This is a genomic window from Paenibacillus sp. FSL R10-2771 (assembly GCF_038000205.1).
GTDB classification, from domain to species: domain Bacteria; phylum Bacillota; class Bacilli; order Paenibacillales; family Paenibacillaceae; genus Paenibacillus_AQ; species Paenibacillus_AQ phytohabitans.
In genome coordinates this window covers 2920931-2947544 of sequence record NZ_JBBOBM010000001.1, presented here as the reverse complement: position 1 = coordinate 2947544, position 26614 = coordinate 2920931, and the positions used below count along the sequence as shown (strand labels likewise).

Genomic DNA, 26614 nt, shown 5'->3' with positions numbered 1-26614 from the left:
CACAGCTCGCGCTTATAGTCCCGCTGCCTTGTACGCAGCCAGCTCGTAAGGGAGGCACAGCGGCACTCCGGTACGCGGATCAGGCACAATATCGGCTTCAATGCCGAATACCTCACGCAGAACTACCGGTGTCATTACATCAACCGGCGCACCTTCACTGATCACATTGCCGGATTTGATCGCTACCATATGCTGCGCATAACGGGATGCATGGTTCAAATCATGTACCACCATAATAATCGTCCGGCCTTCTTCTTCATTCAGCTTCTGCAGCAGCTGCAGCACCTCCAGCTGATGGGCCATATCCAGGAATGTCGTCGGTTCGTCAAGGAACAGAATATCTGTCTGCTGCGCCAAAGCCATGGCAATCCAGGCCCGCTGACGCTGTCCGCCGGAGAGCCGGTCAATCGGTCGGTCATGGAACTCTGTCATACCGGTAACTTCGATTGCATTGGCAATAATGCTGCGGTCTTCAGGCGTCATGGTGCCGAAGCCCTTCTGATGGGGGTAGCGGCCGTAACCCACAAGCTCAGATACAGTAAGACCGTCAGGTGCTGTAGGATTCTGCGGCAGAATCGCCAGCTGCTTGGCCACCTCTTTGGTGGACAGGTTATGAATGGATTTGCCGTCAAGCATGACGCTGCCGCTCTTCGGCTTCATGATGCGTGCCATCGTCTTCAGGATAGTCGATTTACCTGAGCCGTTCGCTCCAACCAGCGCTGTAATCTTCCCTGTCGGAAGTGACAGGTTCAGCCCCTTTACAATCATTGCCTCTGCGTATCCGATACTCAGCTGTTCTGTATTCAAACGTTCCGACATGATACTCACTCCTCAGGATTTTAATTTTTCATGATAATTCGCCTATGAATGCCTATGTTAAGCCTTAGATTTTGCCAAAAGATATAAAAAGTACGGGGCTCCGATGATCGCCACCACGATACCTGTAGGTATCTCTGTAGGCTGCAGAATCCAGCGCCCGATGGTGTCTGCGGTGAGCAGCAGCAGCGCGCCTATCAGAGCGGCTGCAGGCAGCATGATCTGATGACGCGGGCCTACAAGTCTGCGGGCGAGATGCGGTGCAATCAGTCCGACGAAGCCGATGCCTCCGCTGACCGAGACGCAGGCGCCTGCGAGAGCCACAGCAGCAGCCAAGAGCAGCAGACGTTCCCGCTCCAGCGGCAGCCCAAGTCCCTTGGAGGTTTCATCCCCCAGGTTTAGTACGTTAAGCACCCGGGCTTTGTAGAACGCGAACGGCAGCAGAATCAATATCCAGGGGAGCAATGCCAGCACGAACCGCCAGTCTCCGCCCCAGATTTTGCCGGCCAGCCAGATGGCTACGAACTGATAATTCTGCGGGTCCAGTCTTAACGACAGGATCAGCTGAAAAGCGTAAATGCCGGCACCTACGGCAATTCCGATCAGGATCAGCCGTGTCGGCGAGAGTCCGTCGGCTCTCCGGTAGGAGAGAAAATAGATCAGCGTGGCCGTAAGCGCTGCACCTGCCAGCGCCAGCAGCGGAAGAACAAAGATGGGCCCCGCTGTGGTTGCCGGGACAAATGAAATGAAGATCAGCACTGCGAATCCCGCTCCGGCGTTAATCCCTAAGGTAGAGGGTTCAGCAAGAGCATTGCGCGACAGGCCTTGCAGAATAGATCCGGATACTGCGAAACCCGCCCCGATGAGCAGTGAGATCACTATACGCGGCAGCCGGAAATCAAACAGAATCAGCTTCTGCTGTTTGGTTCCTTCACCGAGCAGAGTATGTAGAACATCAAGTGGTGATAAGCGCATGAAGCCGGTATTCATACTGACAATAAAAATAATGACGATAAGTGCAGCAAGCAGCGTTAGAATACCGGCTTCTCTGGTGCGGCGCGATTTCACTGAGGGTACAGACATGGTCCTGTTCATTACAGCTCCCCCTTGCGCTTGCTGGCCAGATAGATGAAGAACGGTACGCCGATTACTGCAATCAGGGCACCTATCGGTGTTTCATAAGGCGCATTAATCATTCTCGCAGCGATATCGGCAAAGAGGATCAGGACGCTCCCGAGTACTGCCGAGCAAGGAATGATCCAGCGGTAATCCACCCCCACCAGATAACGGGTAATATGCGGAACCATTAATCCGACAAAAGCAATCGGGCCCACCGTCGAGACCGCCGCTCCGGCAAGAATGACCACAATGATCATCCCTGCGGTCTGTACCAGCCGTGTGCGCTGCCCCAGTCCAGCGGCAACATCCCTTCCCAGGCTTAACAGCGTGATGGAACGCGAGAGCACCAGCGACCCGATAAGCGCACCTGCAACCCAGGGGGACATAATCTTGAGCTGTGTCCAGTTCGCTCCCCCAATCCCGCCTGCCATCCAGAACGCGATATCCTGGGAGAGGTGATACAGAATGGCGACGCCTTGGCTGAGCGCCAGCAGCATAGCACTGACCGCAGCACCCGCTAAGGTTAGGCGTAGCGGTGTCAGCCCGCTATGGGACAGCGAACCGATGCCGAAGACTAAGAGCGATGCCACAGCCGCTCCAATGAAGCAGTAGATCATGATATACATGAAAGACAGCGAAGGCGCAAAGGCGAAAGCCAATGCCAGGCCGACACCGGCTCCGGCGTTGAGTCCCAGCAGCCCCGAATCCGCCAGCGGATTCCGGGTCATTCCCTGCATGATCGCGCCGGCAACAGCAAAACATGCCCCCACCAGTGCTCCGGACAAAGCCCGGGGGATTCGCAGCTCCCGGATGACCTGATGCTGCGCCAGCTCCGGATTGAAGCGGACAACAGCTTCCCATACAGTAGCCAGCCGGATATCTGCTGCTCCTACCGATACAGACAACATCAGCCCGAAGACGATGACAGCTATTCCGAGCAGCAGTATCGTAGCTGCAGCCAACGGCCGCGACTTGATGGGTTTATCCTCTGCAGCCGTAGAAGGATTGAGATTAGAACGTGTGGATGAAACCATAAGCCGTCTCCTTAACAGGATTATTACTTGCTTCTAATTGATTATCATTCTCATTATCGCAAATATGTGAATTTTGTACAAGCAGATAACGCGTAATCTATGCTGAACGCCCTCATCTATCGCTCCATTTAAAAAAAGGTGCAGATCATCGTATCCGGGGATACAAGGACCTGCACACTCTATACCGGCAGAGGCTGATTACCGGCATTTTGAACGCATCTTATTTTACAAGACTGCTCAGAGCATCATCAATTGTTTTGGAGTTAGCTATAGGACCGCTGTACAGCCAGCTGGTTGATCTGCTAAACTCATGAACATTCCCCGCCTTAACAGCCGGAATCCCCTTCCAGATCGCGCCATCCGTAACTTCAGCAGCATCCGCCCCGTCACTGTTCACAAGGATGATATGATCTGCAGTCAGCTCAGACAATTTCTCAAGTGATATCGGATTCCACGTTGCTCTGGACTCAGCAGGAATTTCGGTAACCAGATTCGGAAGCTTCACGCCAAGATCACCATACAGGACTGCCCCGCTGCTGCGGGTTTCATCTACTATATAGAAGTTCTTGGATACCAGCCAGAGAATGGCAACGGACTCATCGCCGATCGCAGCGGAGATTTTTGTTTTGGCATCAGCCGCTTTTTGATCATAGGCAGCAATGGCTGCTTCAGCTTCAGGCGTTTTGTTCAAAAGCTCGCCGATCTTGAGCAGCGATTTGCGCCAGTCCTTGCTGACTTCGTCGCCGATTACATACGTTGGTGCAATTTTGTTCAGCTGGTCATACAGACCGTTCTGGACAGTACCTTCCGATTGTACAATAGTGAAGTCCGGTGCGAAGCTGGTTACAGCTTCGAGTGGAAGGTCATAGCTGATGGTTGGAATGTCCTTAAGCTCAGCTGCAAGGTAATCCTGAGTGCCGTTTGTCACGGACCATTGGGCAACCGGAGTCACGCCAAGTGCGACCAGATAGTCTTCCAGATAAGAAGCAAGCACACGCTGCGGGTTCGCAGGGACAGTGACTTTATGTCCCATGGCATCCGTTACTGTTTGCTCTACCGCTGGAGCTGTTGTTTCTGCCGGTGCAGTAGTGGCTTCTGCAGTTGCTGCAGGTGCCGTAGTTGCCGCAGCTCCGTTATTGGCTGCATTGTTATTTCCGCATGCGGATAATAACAACGTCGTGGTCATGAGTCCGGCCATAGCCAGCTTCATGCTTGTTGATCTTTGCAGGTTGAACGAAAACATTAATTACCCCTCCTGTATATACATTCATTATTGGTCAAAGGTGATTGCGGCCTTCGCCTCACATAAACTGATGATATTGATTCTCATTCTCTATGTCAACTAAATTATCTGATTCCATTTATACTCACCCTGCGCATAACAAAAAACGGCTATTCCCGCAACCTGCGGAAACAGCCGTTTTACATATAAAGGGTATGTCTATTTGTGCAAATGATACGGTACAGTTGCTATAACGATATCCTTCTGATTCATCAGATAAGAGCGGATGAACAAGCTGGTCTGATTATGCAGAATCGCCTGCCACCAATGCTTCGTAACAAATTGCGGAATGAGTACAGTAATGTGGTCTGTAGAAGCGGTTTTCCACTCCACCGTATCGATGAATTTCACCAGCGGGCGGATGATGCTGCGGTAACGCGAGCGGAGTACAATCAGGCGCACCCCAGGGTTCCACTCTTCCCACTTCTGTTCCATTTTGTGAATCTCTTCTTCATCGAATCCGACATATACAGCCACTACATTCTCAGTCAATGACTTCGCATAGCTGATCGAATGCAGTACTGCACGGGTGACACCGGCAACAGGTACAACCACTGTGCTTCCTTTAATGCAAGGTTTATCCGTAGCCGGACAAATACGCAGCTGATCGGCAATATTCATATAATGGCGGTGAATCCGGTGGAACACGATGATTACAAGCGGCAGGAAGATGAAGGCCATCCATACACTCGAGAATTTAGTAATAATGAAGATGAGCGTAATGGTTAAGGTTGTGAGCATGCCTACTGTATTCACAGCGAATTTGCTCTGCCAGCCCTTAGGCTTGGTTCTGTACCACTGGACCATCATGCCAAGCTGTGAAAGGGTAAACGGAATGAATACCCCAACGGCGTATAATGGAATCAACCCTTCGGTATTTCCGTGAAAAGCAGCTACAAGCACAGCCGACATTACGCCGAGGAAAATAATGCCGTTGGAGAATCCCAGCCGGTCTCCGCGCACCATGAAGGCGTGGGGTAAATATTTGTCTTTGGCGAACATGAACGCCAGCAGCGGGAAGGCCGAATACGCTGTATTCGCCGCCAGGAACAAGATTACTGCGGTGATGCCTTGGATGAAGAAGTACAAACCGCCGCGGCCAAAGGTAGACTCGGTAATCTGTGACACAACCGTTGCTTTCTCGTCCGGCATGATACCGTACCAATAAGCCAAAAGCGTAATCCCCGTGAACATAGCCCCGAGAATCAGACCCATCAGCATCAGCGTTTTAGCCGCATTTTTCTCAGCCGGTGCTTTGAAGTTAGGGATCGCATTGGAGACCGCTTCTACCCCGGTCAGTGCCGAACAGCCGGAGCTGAAGGCCTTAAGCAGAAGGAACATACTGACGTTCGATACCGCCGAGCCGATCTCAGGAACCTGGGCATGAGCACCGCCGGTTGCATACTTGAAGACTCCCGCGATAATCAGTACAAAGATGGAGACGACGAACAGATATACCGGAATGGCTATGAATGAAGCAGATTCAGTAACACCCCGCAGATTGACAATCGTTAAGAGCAGAATGACAGTAACCGCTATGAGTACACTATGATTATGAAGACTCGGGAACGCTGATGTGATCGCATCCGTTCCCGCCGAGGCGCTTACCGCCACCGTAAGAATATAATCCACCAGCAAAGAGCCGCCGGCAAGCAAGCCGGTATGAACCCCGAGATTGGTTTTGGCAACAATATAGGCGCCCCCGCCTTGCGGATAAGCAAAAATGGTCTGCCGATAAGACAGGATTAAGATGGCCAGCAGGCCCAATACGGCTAATGCAATTGGCAATGAGTACCAGATAGCTGTGAAACCTGCGGCCACAAGTACGATTAAGATTTGTTCTGTTCCGTAGGCTACAGACGAGAGCGCATCAGAAGACAGGACAGCCAGTGCTTTCACCTTGGATAACTTTTCATGATCGAGTTCGTTCGACTTCATCGGACGCCCGATCAATAGTCGTTTTACCTTGCTTACCATTGTAGTAACAGTTCCTCTCTTTGTTAAGTTGAAACGGCAGTACCGCGCGCTGTTTTCATAAGTGGATTTCATAAATGCAGGCACAAAAATAAGCATACGGAAATGATCCGCATGCCTTGAGTGCATGGTCATTATCCCACTATTGCTTACGAGGTTAGCTGGCGGATTCGGGCTGTGGTAGCCCTACGGTTTTCGAGTCTGCTGACCCGCTTCCGATTCACCCCGTTGGCACTCGGCCAAGTTTGGTTCCCCCGTTTTTCCTTCCGGAAAATTCAGCGCATATTCAACTTCTCACAAGGACTAATATTAATCTACAATGCCTCTTCCGTAAAGCGTTGAAACAAATGAAAAAAGAATGAAAAACAACCAAAACAACCAAATCCATGATCCGGTATGTCTTGATCTTTCATTCTCTTTCATTATCCCTTTATCGCGTGATTTTACAGCGTTTCTGCATAATAATTTACACTTAATTTAAGGGAAATAGTTACTCTTCATTCTGCCTGACGGCTTCTTACTCACCTGCATCCTCTTTACGCCCTGTCCATAGCAGAATTGTGATTAATGCGAACGCAATGAGTGCCAGCAGCGGGATGGTGATGAATCCGAAATAATTCAGATAATCCGTGTTGCACGGCACACCGATTGTACATGGAAGCACCTTGCTGAGTGCCGGAATTTTCTGCTCTGCGTAATGATAGATCGAAATGCTTCCGCCAATCAAACTTAAGGGAAGGACATACGGGATAATGCGCTTATCCCCCCGGTAAGTGGCGATTCCGAGCAAAATCAGCTGCGGGTACATAAATATCCGCTGAAACCAGCATAGCTTGCAGGGCTCATATTTCAGCACTTCACTGAGATACAGACTGCCTGCTACAGCAACAACCGAGACGAACCAGGCCAAGTAGAGACAATTCCGGCGGCAGAATGCAGAGAATTTATTCATTGTCCAGCCACAGCTTCCGCAGCTACCTGGATTTGAGCATCGATTTCCTCCATATTAAAAGGTTCATTCACTTTGACTCCATTGACAAACAATGACGGCGTGTTGGTTATGCCGGTGTCAGTGCCAAGCTGGATATCTCTCTCCAATTCGCTTTCGTAGGTCTTGTCTTCAATATCCTTACGCAGCAGGTCGAAGTCAATGGGCAGTTCTAATTGCTGTGCCAGACTTACCAGGAAGTCCGGTGTTGCCCACTCCACCTTTTCTTCACCCTGGTTAGCATAGATGGCATCGAAGAATTTCCAGAAAGCCTCTTGATTCTGATGGTATACGGAGAGTGCCGCGAGTGAGGCTGTTCTCGAATCCGTACCAATAAAGGCCAGGTTGACGAAGTAAAAGGCTGCTTTATCCTGATTGACATACTCCTGAACGATTTGCGGTTTAATCACCCCGGTGAACTGGGCGCAAGCCGGACATTTGTAATCGCCGAATTCAACGATTTTGACTGGAGCATCTTCTTTGCCCAGCCGTGCCATTTCACTGTAATTGAAGTCAACGGGAGCCGCAGCAGATCCTGTGGTTGAGCCGTCCTTCGAGGCCAGCATGAATAATCCTACAAAAATAATTACGACTAATGCCACTGTACTCACGATCAGAATTCTCGTTTTCTGCTTCTGCTGTTCCTGCTCTGCCCGGCGTTTCTCCTGCTTGCTCATCTGGGGAAGCGCGACATTGTTCTTATTCGGTTTGCTCAAAGAGAGTTCCTTTCTGTCCATAGGACTGTCGTGATAAAAGATAAGTTACTTTAAAATTATATAATTAAAGTTCTCTCCTTGGCAAACCCTACATTATACAGCTTTTGTTGCCGCAGGCACTCCGCTGTCTTCATTTTCTTGGTTGTAAATCAGCTCCGGCGATGAATCCAGCGACTGCAGTACAATTCTGAAAAAGAACTGGGTCCCGCCGCCCGGCGCCGGTTCCGCCCATATTTCTCCCTGCATAAGCTCCACCAGCTTCTTGCAAATGGCCAATCCCAGACCGGTACCCGGATATTTACGCGTGTGGGAAGCATCCACCTGGGAAAAGGATTGGAACAGCAGCTGCAGCTTATCCGGCGGAATGCCGATGCCTGTATCATGCACTTTGAATTGCAGCGTCTGAGAAGCTCCCTTCATGCCGGCGGACTCAACAGTAACTGTAACCGCTCCCGAAGGAGTGAATTTCACCGCATTGCCGATTAAATTAACCAGGATCTGACGGATCCGCGCAATGTCTCCCACGAACTTGCCGGGAAGACCCTCTTCTACCGCCAGCACAAACGACAATTGCTTATCTCTGGTAATTACTTCAAACAGATCCATACACTCCTGCAGCAGCACAGTCAGCTGAAACGGCTCCTGGTTCAACACGAGACCATCTGCTTCCAGGCGGGAGATATCGAGAACATCACTCATTACATGGAGCAGCGCCTGGCTGCTGGTACTCTGCAGCTTCAGCAGCTCCAGATGCTCGGGCTTGCTGATCTCTTCGGCCAGCAGCTGATTGATGCCGATAATTCCGTTCAGCGGTGTACGGATTTCATGGCTCATCGTCGCCAGAAACTCGCTTTTCATCCTGGCTGCACTCTCTGCCGCATCCCGGGCCTGAATCAGTTCATGCTGGTATTGCATCAGGGCAGTGACATCCTCGGCAACGAGATAGACCAGCTGTTCCTTATTATGAAGCAATGGAAACACCGTTACGCTGCAGATCATCTGCTGGCCGTCCTTGGTGATAACCCTCAGCTCCAGCTTGGAGGACTTCCCTTGGGAGGCATTGCGCACAGCTTCCTTGACCGCAGCTTCATCCCGGGCACTGTACAGGATGTTCTTGAATTCCCCCAGTTCTTCTCTTCCATATCCGGTGGTATACCGCAGGGAAGGATTAGCACTGATGATCTTCTTAAGGGCCGGATCAATACACAGCACCATATCCGGGCTATGCTCGAACAAGGCCATATAACGCTGCTCATTAAATGCTGCAAAGCGGAGCACATGCTGCCGGTCCCTATAGAGCAGGCCAAGCACAATTGTCACAATGAACAAGAAGGAACCGCCCAGAATAATGCCCAGCAGTGAATCATCCAAGAGCGGAGCGCGCCCTGTATACAAGAAGGAGTCTACTACTGTGAAGGATGCGCCGGCCATTGCAGAATAATGTATTCCTGTGAACGCTCCGGTTAGGGTTAACACGAGCAGCAATTTTTTGACACTAAGCATATTGTAGGCATTCCCCAGCCATTTCGGGTCGTAGGATGCAGTAATTACAGGGACAACCAGGGCGAATAGGATAGACAGGATAATGGAGAAGAACCCTTGTTCATACGTTGCCGAGAGCTTCATCGCCAGAATACCGCTGAAATGCATGATCAGTATTCCGCTGCTGAACAGCATGCCGCCAAGACCCAGATAGACACGGCTGCGGGTATGGGGGTTGCCAAGCATTGCAAACAGCATATAAGAAGCGGCCACAGGAATGATCAGCGAGAACACAAGCAGCAGCAGATCATACGATACCGGAACTCCCAAATCCATCGCCCGCATTCCGATAAAATGCATACTCCACATCCCTGTGCCCAGCACTACAGAGATAAGCAGAATATAGAGATTCCCCTTGCGGCCACGGAGCAGCCGTTCCGCCAGATCCAGGGCTGTGAAGCACGATAGAAATGCTATAGCAACAGATAAGAGGACAAGCAGATCATTGTAATGATTCGGATGATGCTCCATAGGCCTCTCTCCTTTCATGAACTTTAAGATATTGCATTTCACCTATTTACACTAACCTTACCCTGGGTGAAACCAGTCGAATCGTAGATTGTGCCTAATAGGACAGACAGTTTTTGCTTAAGGGAAGCGCTGACAAAACGAGAGCCCCTGAATACTAAAAAAAGCACAGCGCTGTAATAGCGCCATGCTCTTGTCATCTCGTAATTAAGCTCCGGCTTCCTCCGTCAGAAACTGCACCTTCAGCAGCTTAATCCGGGAAATCCGCTTATTGTCCGTCTCTTCAACCACAAATAAATGATTGTCGAACTCCACCGTCTGGCCTTTTTGCGGAGGATTGACCTCCAGCTTGGAATACAGCCAGCCGCCTATCGTATCGTAATCATCCGTCTCCATGTGGATTCCGAGCGTATCATTGATCTCCTCGATAAGCATCAGGCCGTCGATAGAGAACTCATCCTCCCCCAGCTTCTCGATGCCGGGACGTTCCTCGTCGAACTCATCCTGAATCTCTCCGACAATCTCTTCCATAATATCCTCCAGAGTAACCATACCCGAGGTACCGCCATACTCATCAATCAGGATAGCGATTTGGGTCTTGGCACGCTGCATGACCTTGAGGAGGCTGCTAATCTGAATCGATTCCGGTACAGTCAATATCGGACGGATCAATTCGTTATACTTGGGCGCATTATCACGGATCATATCCTTGATATGAATGAAGCCGAGAATATGGTCCTTGTCTCCGTCGCAGACCGGATAACGGGTTCTCATTCCGTCAAAGGCAATTTCAAGATTCTCGTCCGTCTCCAGATGTGTGTTGAGACAGATCATTTCCGTGCGCGGAATCATAATCTCCCTGGCCATCGTGTCGGCAAATTCGAAGATATTATCCACCAGGGTCATTTCCGTGTTGTCGATCAATCCGCTTTTGTTGCTCTCCTGCATCAGAATGCGTATTTCTTCCTCTGTATGTGCTGTAGCCAGCTCCGATGCCGGCGTCAGACGGAAGATACGCAACAGCCCGCGAGCCAGGCCGTTAACCACCCAGATGAAGGGATACATGATCCGGTAAAAGACATTCATCGGACCTGCAGCAAGCAGAAGTACAGCCTCGGCTTTATTCACTGCAATGGTCTTCGGGGCAAGCTCGCCCAGTACAATATGCAGAACAGTGATGAACATAAAGGCTATGATAAGCGAAACCACAAAAACAGTTGTTTCTCCGAAGCCGAGGTTCGTAATAACCGGCCCCACAATCGTAGCAATCGCCGGTTCTCCGAGCCAGCCTAGCGCAAGCGAGGCAAGTGTTATGCCAAGCTGACAGGCCGACAGATAACCATCCAGATTATGAACGATCTGTCTTGCTGCAGGGGCTCTCTTGCTGCCTTCCTCAATCAGTGAATCGATGCGCCCGCTGCGCACCTTCACCATCGCATACTCAACCGAAACAAAAAAACCGTTAAGCAGCACAATCAAAATAATAAGACCTACATTTAATATACCGGGTAAAGGGTCGCTCAATTTATACTCCTATCCACCGTTTCCTGTGCGGGCGGATAGGCCCACCTCCTTCGTTTGTTCAAAATGTCAGACTGGATCATGCCAGCTGTTCCTTTCCGTATCAATTTCCCAATGCCTTCATCTCCAGTACATAAATCACGGATTATAAATAATACTTTTATTATATAAATATATTAGGTGAAACAGCAAGCATGCGTGTCCCCTCGAAAAATACAGCATATGTGCGTACGGTAGCAAAAGAAACGGCTGACCGCCTTTAAACAAAGGTGGACAGCCGTTTTTGCGTTATTCTATGGATAAATGGCCAGAAAGCTTATCGGCAGCTCCGTACAACCGCCGGATTTCCGATAACTCCCGGATATTGATAGACAAGCGGCTCTTCAAAGGTGGCATAATCGAAATTTACCATCAGCAGCACAACCCGCTGTCCGGTCGCCCGGTCGCTGATAATCAGATGGTCGCGGCCCGCAGCTTCAAGCACGCCGGTATAGACCTTGGCGTTCCAGTCTTTGTTGTTCTCATAGGTGAAGTAGAAGGTGCCGATCTTGCCAAGGTTGAGGCGGAAGATGTTCTCCACATAAGACTGTTCGAACACCGGTGCAGTTGTTGAGACCACGGTTCCGGCTGGCGTCATGGGGCTGCCGCTGGTGACCTGCGGCGGCATGCTGCTCATAGTACCCATGGTGCCCATGTTTCCAATGTTCCCCTTGTTGCTCATGGCACCCATAGTATTCATCGGGCCCATGCTGTTCATATTGTTCATGTTGTTCATATTGTTCATGTTGTTCATATTGTTCATGTTGCTCATGCCACCTGCTGGGTTGCTGCCCATCATATAATTAACGGGACGGTAGGGTTGAACGATCATTTACGAATAACCTCCTAAAATTTGAATTAGCATTCACTTAAGCGTACCTAGAATAATGACGGGCAATCCGCCTGGGTCGGAGTGAAGAAGCAGTGTGCCTTGTAGCGGCCGGTGTTCTGCTGGTTGTACCAGTTGGCCGGACAGGCCCCGACAGGCCGGAAGAACCACAGTGCATTTGATGCTGGCCAGGTTCTTTCCCCGGCGATAGCGCGTTTTGCCAAACGGATGTCGGCCTCCCGTGCACGCTGATAGAAGTACCCCTTCTGCGGGGCTTCAAAGCCGCCCGGGCTCTGGTACACCATATCATTCACACTGCGGATGTTGTTGAAGTCCAGACAGTTGCCGAGAATCCGGTTGACCCCGACATTACCGACCATCAGCATGCCTGACTCCCCATCCTCTTCGGCCTCGGCCCGCATCAGCCGCGCAAGCACCCTTACATCCTCCGAATTCGTTTTGATGACGGCCACGCGTTCTCCTCCTTGTAATCACTTCATTGACAGTTATGGAACAAAGCTGTAACGCCAAGCATCCGTTGTTCTTTACTGCTCGCTGTATTGTATGTGCATTCGCCTAAGTGGTGACAGTCCCCGCCCAATTTCTTGCGGTCTGCAGCAATACCTTGTATACCATGAAATACCTGCTTTTGAGCCGAGGCAAGCACAACCCAAATACCCCCTTCCACCGCTGACGGTTACAAGGGGGTGCTGCTGAATGCTTTTCAAATAATCATCACACTATCCATGAGCAAGCCTGTTCACTATTCCGCTGTGGAGTAATGCGGGCGCCGCTGAAAGCCATGATATCTTGTACCCTGATATGTCAGCACTCCCCTGTCCCCTTCAGCACTCATACCATATTCATGGCCGTCCACCTTGAACTCTCTGCGGACACCATCCTCCGCTTCATACGTCAGGTAGTAGGTTGTGCTGGTGCGGCTGCTCTCATCCTGTGCCTGCTGCTGGCGGACTTCGCTGCGCTTGCTGACAATGCGGGCGGGTATGGACTGCAGGGGGGCATTATTGTTCCGGCTCCACTGAAGCAGTCCTCTGCCTGCAGACACAGCGATAATCCCCACGACTACAGCGAGGAATATCGGCAATACCGTTCCTGTAAAATCAAACATCCAGGATGGATCCGGTCCCGTTCCCATGGTCTCTTCCCCCTTGTTCCCATCTGGTTAGATTCCCTGCCCTTGGCAGGTCTTCTCTACATGTATATGCCTCTTCCCTTGAAGACAGCATAACAAATGTGTAACACCCCCATCTGCTCCGAGAGAATCTTCACTTGGGGTGATGACAGCACGCCAAAAAGACCACCTAAATCCCCCTATATCCGGGAACCTAAATGGTCTTCATTATACCAAGAGAGGCAATCACATTAAGCATGTACGAGGTCTAGCAATTGTCTGGTTTCGCTAGTTTCTTCCGGCAGCATACCGTTGTCCGCCCAGCAAGCTCTGCATTGTTCTTCCGTTTCACACAGGTGAGCATCGTCACAGTTGTAGCACAATTGCAGCAGGTTTCTTGTCATATAATCCGTTTCAAATGTTTTCATAATAATCTCTCCTATTCGGGATGAAAGTTTGTGAAAAAATGAACTTGTTCTCTATGTGTTAAATATATCACAGGAGTGAAAGTTTGTCATGTGATTTTTTTCACATTTTTAAAGAAAATTTTAAATAAGATTTTTCCTTATATTAAGAGGGCTTTGCGACCGTATTATCAAAAAGAAAAGGCTGCCCGCCAATGCGGACAACCTCTTAATTACCTTTACATAACCCGCCAGCTCACTCCGCCATTCGTAGTCTGCAGCAGGATAGATCTGCGGTCCTCTTCTTTCTGGATCAGCAGCCAGCCTACATCATCCGAGATGAATTGCAGCTTCACTACTTCCGGGTATTCCAGCAGCTTGGACTGCAGTACACTGCTGGCCGGAAGTGCCGTCCAGGTCTGTCCCTGATTCATCGTCTTGTACAACAGGTTCCCCTCTAAAGACCAGCCCGCCTGCGAGCTGAGGAATTCAGGTGCCACATGCCGGTTAATTCCCGTCAACGCCGGCCGGCTGAAGCTGATAAACTTCCAGTTTTCTCCCCCGTTTGCAGTGAAATAGCCGTTGTAGGTCATGCTGGCCTCTTTTTCTTTTTGACAACCTACAGACAGCCATCCGCTTGTATGATCCGTACCGAAGAATTCAGGTTCACCGGCAATGACCCGGTCACAGCCTCCAAAGCTCTCGTTGACCAGAAATTCAGAGCCTGCCGCCCAGGTTGCCCCGCCGTCTTTGGTGACATAGATCTTAGGCAGTGCCCCGGTCTGAAGCGTTACGAATCCGCGGCTCCCGTCCTTAAATATCATTCCGGTCGTAACGCCCGGCAGCGGAATTGTATTGTTAGGCAGATTCGGATTATACTGCTCATTCTGCATGACCAGGGCCCAGGTTGCCCCGCCGTCCTGCGTAGCATACAAGGCTTTGCTCTCTTTGGTGGAGCTGGCATCCCATGAAGTCATCAGCCAGCCATGGGACGGTGAACTGAAGTAGAACGAAGACAAGGTGTTGGTGTCAGGAAAAGCAGAAACTTTCCAGGTGTGTCCCCCATCTGTTGTGCGCAGCACCACGGTCTCGGTCGTGCCGAAAGAGCTTCGTATAATCCAGCCGTTGCTGGGATCGGTGAAGAAAATCTCTTTGCCATACACCGGGTTGCTCAGAAACTGCACAGTCGTAGCCGGCGAGATATTGGCCCAGGTTTTGCCGTTATCAAGGGTCATATACATGCGCAGCTCATTTTTGGTGACACCCCAGGCTATTCCCGCTGACGGGTTAAGCAGCCTGAAGTCTGTCAGCCGGGTCTGAATCTGATATTTCGGGGCATTCTCATTATCGACGTTCTTGGCATCCGGTGTGATGACCGTAATCATCTGCCCTTCTTCCGGCGCTTCCGTCGGCTGCGGGGGCTGGGAAGGCTCGGGAGCAGGAGCAGAAGAACAAGCCGAGAGAATAAGTAAGGTCAGGAGAAGCAGCAGCACCCTTCTCAGAACCTTGTAACCTGAAGCTGTGGATGACAATGCTCTCTCCTCTTCCCGTTAATCGTTATTTCTTCGTATTTAAATTACTGCGTTTGTATCCGTACAGACCATAGATTAGCAGTCCTACCGCAAGCCAGATCAGGAAGCCAATCCAGGTTTCTCTTCCCAGATTATACATTAGATAACCGCAGGTTGCCGCACTAAGGAGCGGAATGAACGGAACCCAAGGAACCTTGAAGCCTCTTTTGAGATCTGTTTTCGTACGGCGGAGCACAATAACACCCAGCGAAACCACCAGGAAGGCGAATAAGGTCCCGATACTGGTCAGATTGGCCAGCCGGTCAAGCGGGACGAAGCCGGTAAGAACGGCAATCAGTCCGCCGACCATCCATGTGCTGCGCACTGGCGTATGTGTTTTGGGGCTGACCTTGGACAAGCTCTGCGGCAGCAATCCGTCTCGGGAAATGGCAAACAGCAGACGGGTTTGTCCGAACAGCATTACCAGCAGCACGGTAGTCATCCCGGCAATGGCACCTACAGAGATCAGACCGGCGATCATATTCTGGTCAACGAACCGCAGGGCGAACGATACCGGATCACTTACATTGAGGTTCTGATAAGGCACGATCCCCGTAAGTACCAAGGATACGGCGATATAGAGTACGGTACAGATCGCAAGCGACGAGATAATACCGATCGGCAGATCGCGCTGCGGACGCTTCACTTCTTCGGCAGCAGTCGAGATGGCATCAAATCCGATATAGGCAAAAAATACGGTTGCCGCACCATTCACCACACCATGGAAACCAAACGGCAGGAATGGCGTCCAGTTCTCCGGCTTCACATAGAATATACCGGTGACGATAAACAGCAGCACCACCGAGATTTTGATCACAACCATCACTGCATTGAAACGGGCGGTCTCCTTGACCCCGCGTGTCAGCAGGTAAGAGATCAGCAGAATAATGACAACTGCGGGTAAATTAATAATGGTTCCTTTATCTGCATTATACGCCCCTGACAAAGCGGTGGGCAAATGAATGCCGAAGCCTTCCAGAAGTCCCTGGAAATAACCGGACCACCCGCTGCTTACCGCCGCTGCGGCTACGCCGTATTCAAGCACCAGATCCCATCCGAGAATCCAGGCCAGCAGTTCCCCGAAGGCGACATAGCTGTATGCATAAGCGCTGCCGGATACCGGCAGTGTGGAAGCAAATTCGGAGTAACACAGTGCGGATAACACACAGGCAAAGCCGGCGATGATGAAGGACAGCACAAGTCCCGGTCCGGCATGCTCCGCAGCAGCCACTCCCGTCATTACAAAAATTCCGGTGCCGATAATGGCCCCTACACCGAGCATGGTCAGATCCATTGCACCCAGTGTCTTGCTAAGTTTCTCCGCTCCGGTATTCTGGGGAATAGCCAGCGGTTTTTTGCGGAATAAATCCATTCTGAAATTCGCTCCTGTCAAGTGGTTGAGTGGATAATAAGAAATACATTGTTAGCATGCCCGTTTTGGGGTAATGGATTAAAAGCGGACAGCTTGAAAACACTATCCCTAGAGATTATGATGGATAAGATTGGACCGCAAGTGGAAACGGCTCTGCCTTCCTTATATAGGACGGTACCGTTTCAGCGAGAAATATAAGGATGAATGATGGCGTTTAACTTATAAACCCTTATATTTCAAAATTCGAAAGCTGGAGGAGATCTAACAATGGCCCCATTTAAGCCCAATCGTGTCGTAGTGATCGGCACCGGTGCAGTCGGAACCACGACAGCCTATACGCTGCTGCTTCGTAAGCGCATGCCCGAACTAGTACTCATCGATGTGAACCATCAGAAGGCGCTTGGTGAAGCGCTGGATATGAACCACGGCATGCCATTTGTCGGCGGTGTGAAGCTGTGGGCCGGCACCTATGAGGACTGCAAGGAAGCGGACATCATCATAGTCACTGCCGGAGCCTCCCAGAAGCCTGGTGAAACCCGGATCGACCTGCTGCGCAAGAACATCTCGATCTTCAAAGATATCATCCAAAAAATCACGAAATACAATCATCACGCTATCCTGCTGATTGCCACAAATCCGGTCGATATTCTGTCCTATGCCACCTTGAAGATCAGCGGCTTCGACCGCAGACGGGTTATCGGTTCCGGTACTGTACTGGACAGCGCCCGCTTCCGTTACCTGATTGGGCTTCATAAGGAAATCGATCCGCGCAGTATTCATGGACAAATCATCGGTGAACATGGCGATTCCGAGCTGCCGGTCTGGAGTCTCGCCAATGTCGCGGGAATTGACCTTGGCTTCGATGAAGCGGAACGTGATGAGATCTTTGAGGACACCAAGAATGCCGCCTACGAGATCATAGATGCCAAGGGCTCTACCTCCTATGCCATCGCATTGGCACTGGACCGGATTGTTGCGTCCATCCTGAACAATGAAGGCTCCGTCCTGAATGTCTCCACACTGCTGAACAACTACAACGGCGTATCAGACGTGTTCCTTGGCGCTCCATGTGTCGTAGACCGTTCCGGCGTGCGTGAAGTACTTGATCTTCCGCTCAGTGACGAAGAACAGCTTCTGTTCCAGCAATCCGCTGATAAGCTCAAAAGTGAGATTGCCAAGCTGGAGCTGTAATCTCCGTGTGTGGACAAGCCTGCCGCCAATCCTCTGAGGATTGGCGGCTATTTTACTTATAGGAAGAGATTCAAGATTCAGACTCTGCTTCTTCTCCAGCCCGCCTTACCATCAGACGTGCACAGACGCGTTAACCAATTAAAGTCAGAATTGCTGTCCAGCTTATCGATTTCTTTTATCCATGGTCTAATCGTTGTGTCTACGACTTCGAGGCTTGTCCCTCTCCGCCTTCTACCCTGAATAATAACCCCTTCTCATGGTAGCAATTCACGGCGGTGTTGTCATTATAAAAATGCACATTCCGTGTGATTTATGCGTTATGTTTTGAACAAAAGTTCATAGTGTGTATTGACGCTGTTAGCCCCAGGTTCACGAGTCACCGCTGCCTGTCTTATACGGCATGCCGATCTGCAGTCTGGACATAGCTTCTTCCTTCTCACGGCTCGTAATATGTGTGTATACAGTGGTCGTCTGGATCGAGGAATGGCCCAGCAGCTCCTGCACCGTGCGCAGATCCGCTCCCTTACGCAGCAGCATAGTGGCAAAGGAGTGCCGCAGCTTATGGCTGGAGTACGGCCGGCGCTGGGACAAAGGCACTTCACTCTGGAAGCGGCTGAATGTATCTGCAGCAATCCCTTGGATGCCGCGGATGGAGAGCCGGCGGCCTTTTTGCGAGATGAACATCGCCTCCTCCTTGCTGTGCCAAGGATTAAGACGGTCCTTCAGCGCCTCGTCAAGATACGGGGAAATATCCTCAGGAACCGGGACATTGCGCCATTTGCGTCCTTTGCCGAAGACACGCAGTGAACGTCTCTCTACATTATAATCACTCTGATTCAGCGTATGTACTTCTCCTACCCGCAGACCCATATACGACATCAGCAAAAAAACAGCCAGATTGCGGCTTCTGTATTTGCCGTCTACCGCTGACAGAAACCGCTGCAGGTCTTGTTCATCCAGATAGACCGGCTCACGGTTTTTTTCAGTCTTGGACTTCTTGATTCCGGCGGCCGGGTTGATATTCAGCAGCTCCAGCTCCGTCAGTGCCTTGAAGAGGCAGCTTATTGAGGCATGCTTGCGGTTACGTGTCGCATCACTTACCCCGCGTTCCCGCACAGAAGTCAGATAGGAGACAACCTGCAGTTTTTTGACAGTACCCAGCTCCCGCCCGTTCAGACTGCCCAGAAATTCCCGTGCATCAGCAAGATAGGATTTCTGGGTATATGCTGTGTAGCCGGCGTCCTTCATCCAGATCAGAAAGGCATCCAGCTCTTCTTCATATTCAAGCTCCGGCTCATTCATGCCCTGTGCTCCTCCTCTTCCCTCCACATTACAGCATGCTTCTGTACCGTTCCAAGAAACTCACTTAACGCCGGGGATTTCCACTTTTTACTGTGATAGGCAATTTGGGTCGCCACCCGCTGGGATTCATCATTCCAGTTCAGCCGGCCCAGCTTGCCTTCCGCCAATTCCCTGCGGACCGTAATCATCGGCAGGAATGAGATACCGAGTCCTGCCATTACGCATTGCTTGATCGCTTCAATGCTCCAGAACTCCAGATTCGGATCTGGGAACACTCCATGGCTGTTCAGATGGCGCTCAAATAAGGTACGGTAGGTGCAGCCTGTTTCCGTATGCAGAATCGTTACATTTTTAAGATGCAGCGGTTCTACTTCTTCCAATTCCAGCAGCGGGTGATCCAGTGGAGCGACCAGCGTCATCGCTTCATGGATCAGCGTGTCACAGTACATCTCCTTATACTCCGTCTCCGGTTGGAGAAGAAAGGCCAGATCAAGCTCTCCTGAGCGGACGAATTCCGTCAGCTCCCAGCAGGCTCCCGGCTTCAGCGTAATCTGCACCTGCGGATGCCGGCTGCGGAATTCCTTAATAATCCCCGGGAGGCGGAAGGCCGCCAAAGATTCAGGTGCACCAATCCGCAGCGAACCGGATATTTCCGTCTCCGACCGCAGGGCGTTCTCGGCCATCGTGTGCATCTTGGAGATTTCCTGGGCATACGGCAGGAGGCGGCGGCCGGCATCGGTGAGAATGATCTTTTTGCTGATCCGGTCAAACAGGGGCTGCTCCAGTTCTGCCTCCAGCGCCTGAATCTGTGCGGTAATGCTGGACTGGGCGTAATCAAGCTTCTGGGCTGCGCGGGTAAAGCTGCCGGTCTCAACTACAACGAGAAAGGTGAACAGATGCTTAGACTCCATAGTACCTCCTTCAACCTATCGGTTATTCGAATGGATTCCATTCGATAATTCCGTTTTTCCAATGGATCTATTATCTGATACTCTATATTTAAATACAAGGAAAGCGGGACTATTTATATGAAGGAAAATAAATCATTACAACGGAATATCGGGATGCCGCAGGCTATTGCCCTGTACATAGGAGCCGTCCTCGGCTCAGGTGTGTTAATCGTACCCGGACTGGCAGCGGAGATGGCTGGTCCCGCTTCGCTGCTGGCCTGGGGATTCATGACCCTGTTGATTCTCCCGCTTGCGCTGTCCATGGGTCTGCTCTCGGCCAAATTCCCTAATGCCGGCGGGGTATCCCATTTCGTCACCCTGGCCTTCGGCCCGAAGGCAGGCGCACTGGTTGGCTGGTTCTTCCTCATGTCCGTGCCGATTGGCGGTCCTGTCGCTGCACTGACCGGAGCGGGCTATATGACAGCCGCCATGGGCTGGGGCGATCCGGCCAGAATTGCCATCGCTGCAGGAATGCTGGCCATTGGCCTGATTGTCAACTGGATCGGCATGAAGGTTGCCGGTAAAGTGCAGATCGCCGTGGTTATCGCGATTGTTGCCGTACTGGTCTTCTCTTTTGCTGCGGCTCTGCCAAGAATGGAGAGTATTCACTTCACCCCATTTGTTCCGCATGGCTGGATGAGCGTTGGGCAGGCGGCAGCGATTCTCTTCTGGTGCTTCATCGGCTGGGAGGCCGTTTCACATCTGTCTGAAGAATTCAAGGACCCGCAGCGCGCTGCGGTCAAGGGTGTCACCATCGCTGCGGTCATTGTCGGAGTCCTCTATTTCCTCTCGGCACTCGCTACAGTCGGTACGCAGAGCTATCTGCGCGGAGGTGCCGACTCTTCACTGGTCTGGATCATCAGCCAGCCGCTTGGAGCCTGGGGCGGATTCATTGCCGGACTCACCGGACTTTTCATCTGTACGGCGACGATCATAGCCTATTCAAGCGCTGCATCACGCGTAGCTTATGCCTTGTCACGGCAGAGCTATGCCCCGAAATGGATGGGCCGCTTATCAGACCGCTATCAGACACCTGTGGGAGCGATCGGCTTCCTGACCCTCTGCTTCACAGCAGTATTATCGCTCTACGGCAGCGGCCTGCTCTCGATTACGACACTGATTAAATTTCCCAATGCCACCTTCATCCTCACCTATATTGGCGGTTGTGCTGCAGGAATCCGCCTCTTGCGTGGCAGCCGGGCAGGCGTAACGATCAGCTGGATTTCTTTTGCCGCTACGGTAGCCGTGTTTCCGTTTACAGGCTGGGCGATCATGTATCCACTGCTGATTACACTGTTGTTTGTTCTGGTGGATTATTTAAGACAGGGACGTAAACGTGCAGGAAATATTCCTGTAGCCAGTGATGCTGAAAAGATTTCACGGCGCGCATTATAAGGGCGCTTATCAGAAACAGGCTGCACTCCTCCTTATTTGAGGATGCAGCCTGTTTATCTATATATAAGCGGCGGAGTTTCCAGCCCTTGACCAGAGCTTCCGTTCGCTTTACGTTTCAGAAAAGTGTCAGATGGTTATGGATGAAGGAGAGCCTGACCTAAATCAGATCTAAGAAGGAGACTGTAAACCATGCCAGAAGACAAGAAGATTGTTCTCGAACCTGCAGCCCAGAAATTCGCTGATGACAACTCCGAGCCTCCCTTTCTGCCCGACCTTGGGCCTGAGAAAGGCCGCGAAACGGTAAATACAGTCCAATCCAGTGAAATATTCAAGCCCGAAGCCGATATCCAGGATCTGACGGTATCCGGCGGACCTGGTGGTGAGGTGAAGGTACGAATTGTCCGTCCTATCGGCTCCGCTTCTACTTCTCTCCCGGTCATACTCTATATTCATGGAGCCGGCTGGGTATTCGGCAACAGCCATACGCATGACCGCTTAATCCGCGAGCTGGCCGTCGGTGCCGAAGCTGCCGTCGTTTTCCCGGAGTACAGCCTCTCTCCCGAAGCCAAATATCCTACAGCCATTGAAGAAATCTACGCTGTACTGGAATGGATTGCCCAAGAAGGCTCCACTTACGGGCTGGATACGTCCAAGCTTAGCGTTGCCGGAGACAGCGTTGGCGGCAATATGACTGCGGCCATCACACTTATGGCCAAGGAACGCAGCGGTCCGGCAATCTCCAAGCAGCTGCTGTTCTATCCGGTGACCGATGCAGCCTTCGATACAGAATCATATCACCTGTTCGCCGAAGGATATTTCCTGCAGCGCACCGGCATGAAATGGTTCTGGGATCAGTATACCACTGATCCGGAGGAGCGGGCACAGATTACCGCGTCCCCGCTGCGGGCCAGCCTGGAGCAGCTGAGCGGTCTGCCGGAAGCCTTAATCATCACCGGCGAAGCAGATGTGCTGCGGGATGAGGGCGAAGCCTACGCCGCCAAACTCCGCGAAGCAGGAGTGCCGGTTACGGCAGTGCGGTTCCAGGGCATCATCCACGACTTCGTGATGCTTAACGCCCTGGCAGAGACCCATGCCAAAAAAGGGGCCCTGCTGCTGGCAACGGCCTGGCTCAAGCAATAGAGATTACGTTAAAATACGAAATCACATAATGAAAACAGCGGCAGCCATGGATGATATACATCCGGAGCTGCCGCTGTTTTATTGAATTAGACTAGTTCCCGCTGGTCTAATTATGGAGATAAACGCGCTACTTCCGCTGGGAATAGAACTCCGCCGCTTTGACCAGCATGTCCTTCAGTGAGCTGAAGGAGGTAGTTTTCGTGACATGCTCGTTCAGCTGATCCTGCGGCAGCGATTTCAGCTCCTCTGCTGATCCGGCAGAGAATCCCCCGCTTTGCAGAAGCTCCGTCAATGATTCGAACGGTGTGAACTTTTGCAGAAAAGAACCCGACAACAATTGATCCAGCGGCAGCTTCTCCAGCAATTGATCGACAGGCAGCTGATCTAGCGGAAGCTTTTGCAGCAGCTCACCGACTCCGCCCTCTTTGAACGTATCCACTAATCCTTGTATTTTATCGCCAAAGCCTCCGAAATTGAATCCCATAAAGGCAACCTCCTGATAACTGTAGTTGCTCCTTATTACCCTAAATACCGCTCAGCGAATTACCTAGTTAACATAATGTATGTTATGTTACGTTATTGTTATGATTGTAGTTATGGTTATGGTTATCGTTGTGGCTTTACCTCCGGTTACAATATTGTCTTCCTTATTTTAGCAACCAATCCTTGCTCCCGGCGTCTTACTATTTAGAACAAGACACATCAAGGAGATGACTCAGATGCCGCCAATGAAATCCATCCTCACCAGCATACTCGCCCTTTCCCTGCTCTCATCCGTCACCGCTCTCTCTTCAGCAGAACTTTTGCCGGGTACTGTATACGCTGCTTCCGCGAACAATGCAGTCATTGCGGTCTCCAAAGACAAGCTGCTGCCGCTGAAGTGGCAAGTAGCCACGGATGGCATGGGCATGTATGACAGCAAGCCGCCTATTATGAACGGAATTCTCTACTACTCAGACATCAACAATACGCTTTACGCCAAAAATATAGCCTCCGGCAAAGTTCAGTGGTCCTATAAACAGGGGGCGCATCCGCAAATCGTCACGAATAACTCCGTATTCTTCATCGACAATCAGGAACAGCTCGTCAAAGTGTCCGCTGCAACCGGAAAGCTGATCTGGAAGGTTAAGGTGTCGGAGCGGCCTATAGAGATTGGGGCACAGGCCCGCCTGATTAACGGAAAAGTCTATTTTGCCAATGAGTACGGCGTTGTCGCGGCCTATAACCCGGTTACCGGAAAGAAACTATGGGAGAATAAGAATATTCCTATGTATGCGGGGACCATTTATGGAGAATATTCAGGTGTGTTTGTCGTTTCCAGCACGGTCGATAACATCCGCACCCAATTCTACGGCCTTGATCCGGCTACCGGGAAGCGGCTGTGGAGAATTGAGGGGGTATATAGTTATGTAACTTATCAGAATGGACAACTATTACTCCGTGAGCAGGCAAAGACTGCAGCGGGGAATACGGCAACGGCCGTGCCGGGTTACCAGCTGACTCTGGTACAGCTGAATCCCGCTACAGGCAAGATTTCCGGCCGGGAAAACTATAATCCGCTGGACGACATCTCCAGATTGGGGAGAGCCGCTACCTCCATCCAGAACTCTTATGTTTATACGGCAGACGGCAATCTCGACCAGGATGGATATACTCTTACGCGCTTTAAGCGTAGAGCGGATACCGATACGGCCCCCACAAGCTATGCTAGCTTCGGCAACTGGCTGGCCGGTCCCGCGAACGGAATGGCCTTCTTCCAGCATGAGACACAGATTAGCGGAATCAATATTGCGAACGGCAATGTCGTTGCGTTCGATCATCCGGCAGACAAGGTGGAGCACCTGCAGCACGTTGGCAAGGCTGTATTCGCCATTTACAAGAATGGCTATATCTCGATTAACCATTCCGATACCGGCGCACTGCTGGGGATGATCAACAGCGGTTCAAAGTATCCATACTTCGGCAATATAACCATCGATCATGGAACCGCGCTGATTCCTACTGAACACCATATCTTAGCCGTTGCCCTGCCACAAGAATATCAGTAACATACGCGAAGTTTAAACGTTCGTACGCAGAAACTCCCCTATCCTCCGGGCGGCTTCCAGAAGCCGCTCTTCATCCTCAACCAGCGCTATTCTGACGAAACCCTCTCCCTGGCTGCCAAAAGCACTTCCGGGAATTACCGCTACCCCGGTCTTCAGCAGCAGTTCATGAGCGAAGCTCTGTGATCTTCCCGCTTCACCGTTCACCCCATAGGTCTCCGGCAGCCTCGCCCAGATAAACATCGTTGCTTCCGGCAATGGCACACTCCAGCCTTCACATGCCAAGGCTTCCACAAAAACATTCCTGCGGCGTTCATACAGCGCAGCCACTCCCTGCTCCGGTCCGGAAGTCATCGCCTGTTCCAGCGCTGCGACTGCCGCTTCCTGGATGGGATCGAAGACACCGTAATCCACATTGCTCTTCAGCTCCCGCAGCGCCCCAACGGCCTGAGCATTGCCCGTCATGAAGCCGATGCGGCAGCCGGCCATATTGAAGCTTTTGGAGAAGGAATGAAATTCAACGGCCGTATCCAGCGCTCCAGGGACCTGAAGGATACTGACGGGCCGGTAGCCATCGAAGCCCATCTCCGAATAGGCCAGGTCATGAATGATCAGCATGTCCCATTTGAGAGCAAGCTCTACTAACCGCTCCATGTAAGCCAGATCTACTGTGACCGAAATCGGATTGCCGGGAAAGCTGAGTAATATAAATACCGCTTCACGCCATACCTCATCAGGGATGCTCTCCAGATCGGGCCGGAAGGCATTCTCCTCCAGCAGCGGCAGCGGCCACGTTCTAACGCCGGCTATAGCCAGTGACCCTGAATAGATCGGATAGCCGGGGTCCGGCACAATCGCCAGATCCCCAGGATTGCAGACCGCGAGTGCGAGATGTGCCAGTCCGTCCTGCGAACCCATCAGGGCTACGATTTCTTCATCCGGATCAACTTCAGCATCGAAACGCCATTTCATCCATTTGGCCGCCTGCTTACGGAACGCATCGCTTCCTTTGGAAGCCGGATACGAATAACTGTCCTCCCGCAGCACTGCTTCGCTTAAGGCATGACGGATTTCAGGCAGAGGAGCCCGGTCCGGACTGCCAATCCCGAGATCAATGACCTCCAGTCCAGACTTTCGTGCTTCCGCCTTCCAAGCGGCCACCTCAGCAAAAATTGATGACCCCAGATGAGACAGCTTGTCCGATCTCCATTTATGTTTCGGGCTGCTATGTGCCAATACAATACCTCCAGCATTTGTTTTCCAATTATTATAGCATGCGTTCAGAGCGCAGATACCAGGAAAGCCTAAGCAAATTTCACGAATGGGATTATATTACAATAATATATTATTATTCTATGAAATTGACTCTATTTGAGCTGATCACTAGTGCCTGAATTCATATAAAAGTCCCTCAGAACTGAAACAGCGTATAATTTATGTTATACGCTGTTTTTTTGGGGCATATTTCGGCCATTTTAGCCCCTTTTTCAACGGACTTCTCTTCCTTTCAAATGATTTCAGCTCCGGCCGAACCGTAAGTTCCCTCTGGGCATAGGATAGGGGTATACATTACAAAGGTGGGACGTATCATGGCCAAAAACAAGCGCGGTAAAGCACTCTGGCGCACTCCTTCCAGAGCAAGAGGCACCTGTCCGATCTGCGGGAGCACCCGTATTAAGCTATTGTATTTCGGAAAAGGTCCTGCGGGCGAGAAGCTCACCGTCTGCAAGAAATGTGACGGCAAGCAGCAGGCAGCGGTCTGAGCTAATCCCGGCTTCGCCTGC

General features: G+C 51.2%; 24 protein-coding genes and 1 riboswitch. Of the genes, 5 read left to right on the top strand and 19 right to left on the bottom strand.

Annotation, left to right across the window (positions count from 1 at the left end; genetic code table 11):
• Positions 1 to 12: 12 nt before the first annotated feature.
• The 15 genes from NSU14_RS12845 to NSU14_RS12775 all read right to left on the bottom strand — a co-directional run bounded on the left by NSU14_RS12845 (position 13) and on the right by NSU14_RS12775 (position 16807).
• Complete coding sequence (locus NSU14_RS12845; RefSeq protein WP_039298947.1) at positions 13 to 819, bottom strand: ABC transporter ATP-binding protein; 807 nt, start codon at positions 817 to 819, stop codon at positions 13 to 15.
• A 57-nt stretch (positions 820 to 876) separates the two neighbouring features.
• Positions 877 to 1899 (bottom strand): FecCD family ABC transporter permease, encoded by a 1023-nt coding sequence (locus NSU14_RS12840; protein WP_371916262.1) that lies wholly within the window; start codon positions 1897 to 1899, stop codon positions 877 to 879.
• Between the two features lie 11 nt (positions 1900 to 1910).
• Positions 1911 to 2969, bottom strand: a complete 1059-nt coding sequence (locus NSU14_RS12835; protein ID WP_340945172.1) for a FecCD family ABC transporter permease — start codon at positions 2967 to 2969, stop codon at positions 1911 to 1913.
• 220 nt (positions 2970 to 3189) lie between these two features.
• A complete protein-coding gene (locus NSU14_RS12830; RefSeq protein WP_340945169.1) occupies positions 3190 to 4212 on the bottom strand; it encodes an iron-hydroxamate ABC transporter substrate-binding protein in 1023 nt (340 codons plus the stop codon).
• A 198-nt stretch (positions 4213 to 4410) separates the two neighbouring features.
• Positions 4411 to 6228 carry an APC family permease gene (locus tag NSU14_RS12825; protein WP_340945166.1) on the bottom strand — a complete coding sequence of 606 codons (1818 nt, stop codon included), beginning with the start codon at positions 6226 to 6228 and terminating at the stop codon, positions 4411 to 4413.
• A 128-nt stretch (positions 6229 to 6356) separates the two neighbouring features.
• A riboswitch (cyclic di-AMP (ydaO/yuaA leader) is annotated at positions 6357 to 6516 on the bottom strand.
• A 226-nt stretch (positions 6517 to 6742) separates the two neighbouring features.
• Entirely contained in the window at positions 6743 to 7177 is a 435-nt protein-coding gene (locus NSU14_RS12820) for a disulfide oxidoreductase (RefSeq protein ID WP_039298958.1), read from the bottom strand.
• Positions 7174 to 7950, bottom strand: coding sequence for a DsbA family protein (locus tag NSU14_RS12815; RefSeq protein ID WP_340945164.1), 777 nt, complete (start codon positions 7948 to 7950; stop codon positions 7174 to 7176). The genes NSU14_RS12820 and NSU14_RS12815 overlap by 4 nt, the downstream gene beginning before the upstream one ends.
• A gap of 72 nt (positions 7951 to 8022) precedes the next feature.
• Positions 8023 to 9942 carry an ATP-binding protein gene (locus tag NSU14_RS12810; protein WP_340945162.1) on the bottom strand — a complete coding sequence of 640 codons (1920 nt, stop codon included), beginning with the start codon at positions 9940 to 9942 and terminating at the stop codon, positions 8023 to 8025.
• A gap of 204 nt (positions 9943 to 10146) precedes the next feature.
• On the bottom strand, positions 10147 to 11463 hold the full coding sequence (locus NSU14_RS12805; RefSeq protein WP_042137745.1) for a hemolysin family protein: 1317 nt from the start codon (positions 11461 to 11463) through the stop codon (positions 10147 to 10149).
• A gap of 313 nt (positions 11464 to 11776) precedes the next feature.
• Positions 11777 to 12181, bottom strand: a complete 405-nt coding sequence (gene gerQ, locus NSU14_RS12800; protein WP_340948934.1) for a spore coat protein GerQ — start codon at positions 12179 to 12181, stop codon at positions 11777 to 11779.
• 197 nt (positions 12182 to 12378) lie between these two features.
• On the bottom strand, positions 12379 to 12801 hold the full coding sequence (locus NSU14_RS12795; protein ID WP_336101464.1) for a cell wall hydrolase: 423 nt from the start codon (positions 12799 to 12801) through the stop codon (positions 12379 to 12381).
• Between the two features lie 290 nt (positions 12802 to 13091).
• Complete coding sequence (locus NSU14_RS12790) at positions 13092 to 13484, bottom strand: DUF2500 domain-containing protein (protein ID WP_042137749.1); 393 nt, start codon at positions 13482 to 13484, stop codon at positions 13092 to 13094.
• A gap of 227 nt (positions 13485 to 13711) precedes the next feature.
• Positions 13712 to 13888 carry a hypothetical protein gene (locus NSU14_RS12785; protein ID WP_171715899.1) on the bottom strand — a complete coding sequence of 59 codons (177 nt, stop codon included), beginning with the start codon at positions 13886 to 13888 and terminating at the stop codon, positions 13712 to 13714.
• Positions 13889 to 14103: 215 nt separating this feature from the next.
• A complete protein-coding gene (locus tag NSU14_RS12780) occupies positions 14104 to 15396 on the bottom strand; it encodes a WD40/YVTN/BNR-like repeat-containing protein (RefSeq protein WP_042137750.1) in 1293 nt (430 codons plus the stop codon).
• A gap of 25 nt (positions 15397 to 15421) precedes the next feature.
• Positions 15422 to 16807, bottom strand: coding sequence for an APC family permease (locus NSU14_RS12775; protein WP_042137753.1), 1386 nt, complete (start codon positions 16805 to 16807; stop codon positions 15422 to 15424).
• A 267-nt stretch (positions 16808 to 17074) separates the two neighbouring features.
• On the opposite strand from NSU14_RS12775, the gene NSU14_RS12770 reads away from it, so the two are divergent.
• A complete protein-coding gene (locus tag NSU14_RS12770; protein WP_039298976.1) occupies positions 17075 to 17998 on the top strand; it encodes an L-lactate dehydrogenase in 924 nt (307 codons plus the stop codon).
• A gap of 369 nt (positions 17999 to 18367) precedes the next feature.
• On the opposite strand, the gene NSU14_RS12765 is transcribed toward NSU14_RS12770, so the two are convergent.
• A complete protein-coding gene (locus NSU14_RS12765; RefSeq protein WP_340945153.1) occupies positions 18368 to 19300 on the bottom strand; it encodes a tyrosine-type recombinase/integrase in 933 nt (310 codons plus the stop codon).
• Positions 19297 to 20211: a LysR family transcriptional regulator gene (locus NSU14_RS12760; protein ID WP_340945151.1), complete on the bottom strand. Its 915-nt coding sequence runs from the start codon at positions 20209 to 20211 to the stop codon at positions 19297 to 19299. Before NSU14_RS12760 ends, NSU14_RS12765 begins: the two co-directional genes overlap by 4 nt.
• 117 nt (positions 20212 to 20328) lie before the next feature.
• Here NSU14_RS12760 and NSU14_RS12755 point away from each other — a divergent pair, with 117 nt between their 5' ends.
• On the top strand, positions 20329 to 21645 hold the full coding sequence (locus NSU14_RS12755) for an APC family permease (protein WP_340945149.1): 1317 nt from the start codon (positions 20329 to 20331) through the stop codon (positions 21643 to 21645).
• A gap of 189 nt (positions 21646 to 21834) precedes the next feature.
• On the top strand, positions 21835 to 22785 hold the full coding sequence (locus NSU14_RS12750) for an alpha/beta hydrolase (RefSeq protein WP_076243045.1): 951 nt from the start codon (positions 21835 to 21837) through the stop codon (positions 22783 to 22785).
• A gap of 127 nt (positions 22786 to 22912) precedes the next feature.
• Here NSU14_RS12750 and NSU14_RS12745 read toward each other — a convergent pair whose 3' ends face one another.
• The gene (locus NSU14_RS12745) at positions 22913 to 23269 is read right to left on the bottom strand and encodes a hypothetical protein (RefSeq protein WP_052770023.1); all 357 of its coding nucleotides are present in this window, start codon (positions 23267 to 23269) and stop codon (positions 22913 to 22915) included.
• Between the two features lie 235 nt (positions 23270 to 23504).
• On the opposite strand from NSU14_RS12745, the gene NSU14_RS12740 reads away from it, so the two are divergent.
• Positions 23505 to 24833, top strand: a complete 1329-nt coding sequence (locus tag NSU14_RS12740; protein ID WP_340945141.1) for an outer membrane protein assembly factor BamB family protein — start codon at positions 23505 to 23507, stop codon at positions 24831 to 24833.
• 12 nt (positions 24834 to 24845) lie between these two features.
• On the opposite strand, the gene NSU14_RS12735 is transcribed toward NSU14_RS12740, so the two are convergent.
• Positions 24846 to 26066 carry an aminotransferase class I/II-fold pyridoxal phosphate-dependent enzyme gene (locus NSU14_RS12735; RefSeq protein WP_340945140.1) on the bottom strand — a complete coding sequence of 407 codons (1221 nt, stop codon included), beginning with the start codon at positions 26064 to 26066 and terminating at the stop codon, positions 24846 to 24848.
• A gap of 353 nt (positions 26067 to 26419) precedes the next feature.
• Here NSU14_RS12735 and NSU14_RS12730 point away from each other — a divergent pair, with 353 nt between their 5' ends.
• Positions 26420 to 26593, top strand: a complete 174-nt coding sequence (locus NSU14_RS12730) for a hypothetical protein (protein WP_179093450.1) — start codon at positions 26420 to 26422, stop codon at positions 26591 to 26593.
• Positions 26594 to 26614: the final 21 nt, after the last annotated feature.

Coding starts and splice junctions, on each gene's coding strand:
- NSU14_RS12825 (WP_340945166.1), bottom strand. CDS start 6,228: ATGGTAAGCAAGGTAAAACGACTATTGATCGGGCGTCCGATGAAGTCG.
- NSU14_RS12790 (WP_042137749.1), bottom strand. CDS start 13,484: ATGGGAACGGGACCGGATCCATCCTGGATGTTTGATTTTACAGGAACG.
- NSU14_RS12845 (WP_039298947.1), bottom strand. CDS start 819: ATGTCGGAACGTTTGAATACAGAACAGCTGAGTATCGGATACGCAGAG.
- NSU14_RS12745 (WP_052770023.1), bottom strand. CDS start 23,269: ATGGGATTCAATTTCGGAGGCTTTGGCGATAAAATACAAGGATTAGTG.
- NSU14_RS12785 (WP_171715899.1), bottom strand. CDS start 13,888: ATGAAAACATTTGAAACGGATTATATGACAAGAAACCTGCTGCAATTG.
- NSU14_RS12775 (WP_042137753.1), bottom strand. CDS start 16,807: ATGGATTTATTCCGCAAAAAACCGCTGGCTATTCCCCAGAATACCGGA.
- NSU14_RS12810 (WP_340945162.1), bottom strand. CDS start 9,942: ATGGAGCATCATCCGAATCATTACAATGATCTGCTTGTCCTCTTATCT.
- NSU14_RS12820 (WP_039298958.1), bottom strand. CDS start 7,177: ATGAATAAATTCTCTGCATTCTGCCGCCGGAATTGTCTCTACTTGGCC.
- NSU14_RS12840 (WP_371916262.1), bottom strand. CDS start 1,899: ATGTCTGTACCCTCAGTGAAATCGCGCCGCACCAGAGAAGCCGGTATT.
- NSU14_RS12765 (WP_340945153.1), bottom strand. CDS start 19,300: ATGAATGAGCCGGAGCTTGAATATGAAGAAGAGCTGGATGCCTTTCTG.
- NSU14_RS12740 (WP_340945141.1), top strand. CDS start 23,505: ATGCCGCCAATGAAATCCATCCTCACCAGCATACTCGCCCTTTCCCTG.
- NSU14_RS12830 (WP_340945169.1), bottom strand. CDS start 4,212: ATGTTTTCGTTCAACCTGCAAAGATCAACAAGCATGAAGCTGGCTATG.
- NSU14_RS12730 (WP_179093450.1), top strand. CDS start 26,420: ATGGCCAAAAACAAGCGCGGTAAAGCACTCTGGCGCACTCCTTCCAGA.
- NSU14_RS12770 (WP_039298976.1), top strand. CDS start 17,075: ATGGCCCCATTTAAGCCCAATCGTGTCGTAGTGATCGGCACCGGTGCA.
- NSU14_RS12750 (WP_076243045.1), top strand. CDS start 21,835: ATGCCAGAAGACAAGAAGATTGTTCTCGAACCTGCAGCCCAGAAATTC.
- gerQ (WP_340948934.1), bottom strand. CDS start 12,181: ATGAGCAACAAGGGGAACATTGGAAACATGGGCACCATGGGTACTATG.
- NSU14_RS12835 (WP_340945172.1), bottom strand. CDS start 2,969: ATGGTTTCATCCACACGTTCTAATCTCAATCCTTCTACGGCTGCAGAG.
- NSU14_RS12755 (WP_340945149.1), top strand. CDS start 20,329: ATGAAGGAAAATAAATCATTACAACGGAATATCGGGATGCCGCAGGCT.
- NSU14_RS12815 (WP_340945164.1), bottom strand. CDS start 7,950: ATGGACAGAAAGGAACTCTCTTTGAGCAAACCGAATAAGAACAATGTC.
- NSU14_RS12760 (WP_340945151.1), bottom strand. CDS start 20,211: ATGGAGTCTAAGCATCTGTTCACCTTTCTCGTTGTAGTTGAGACCGGC.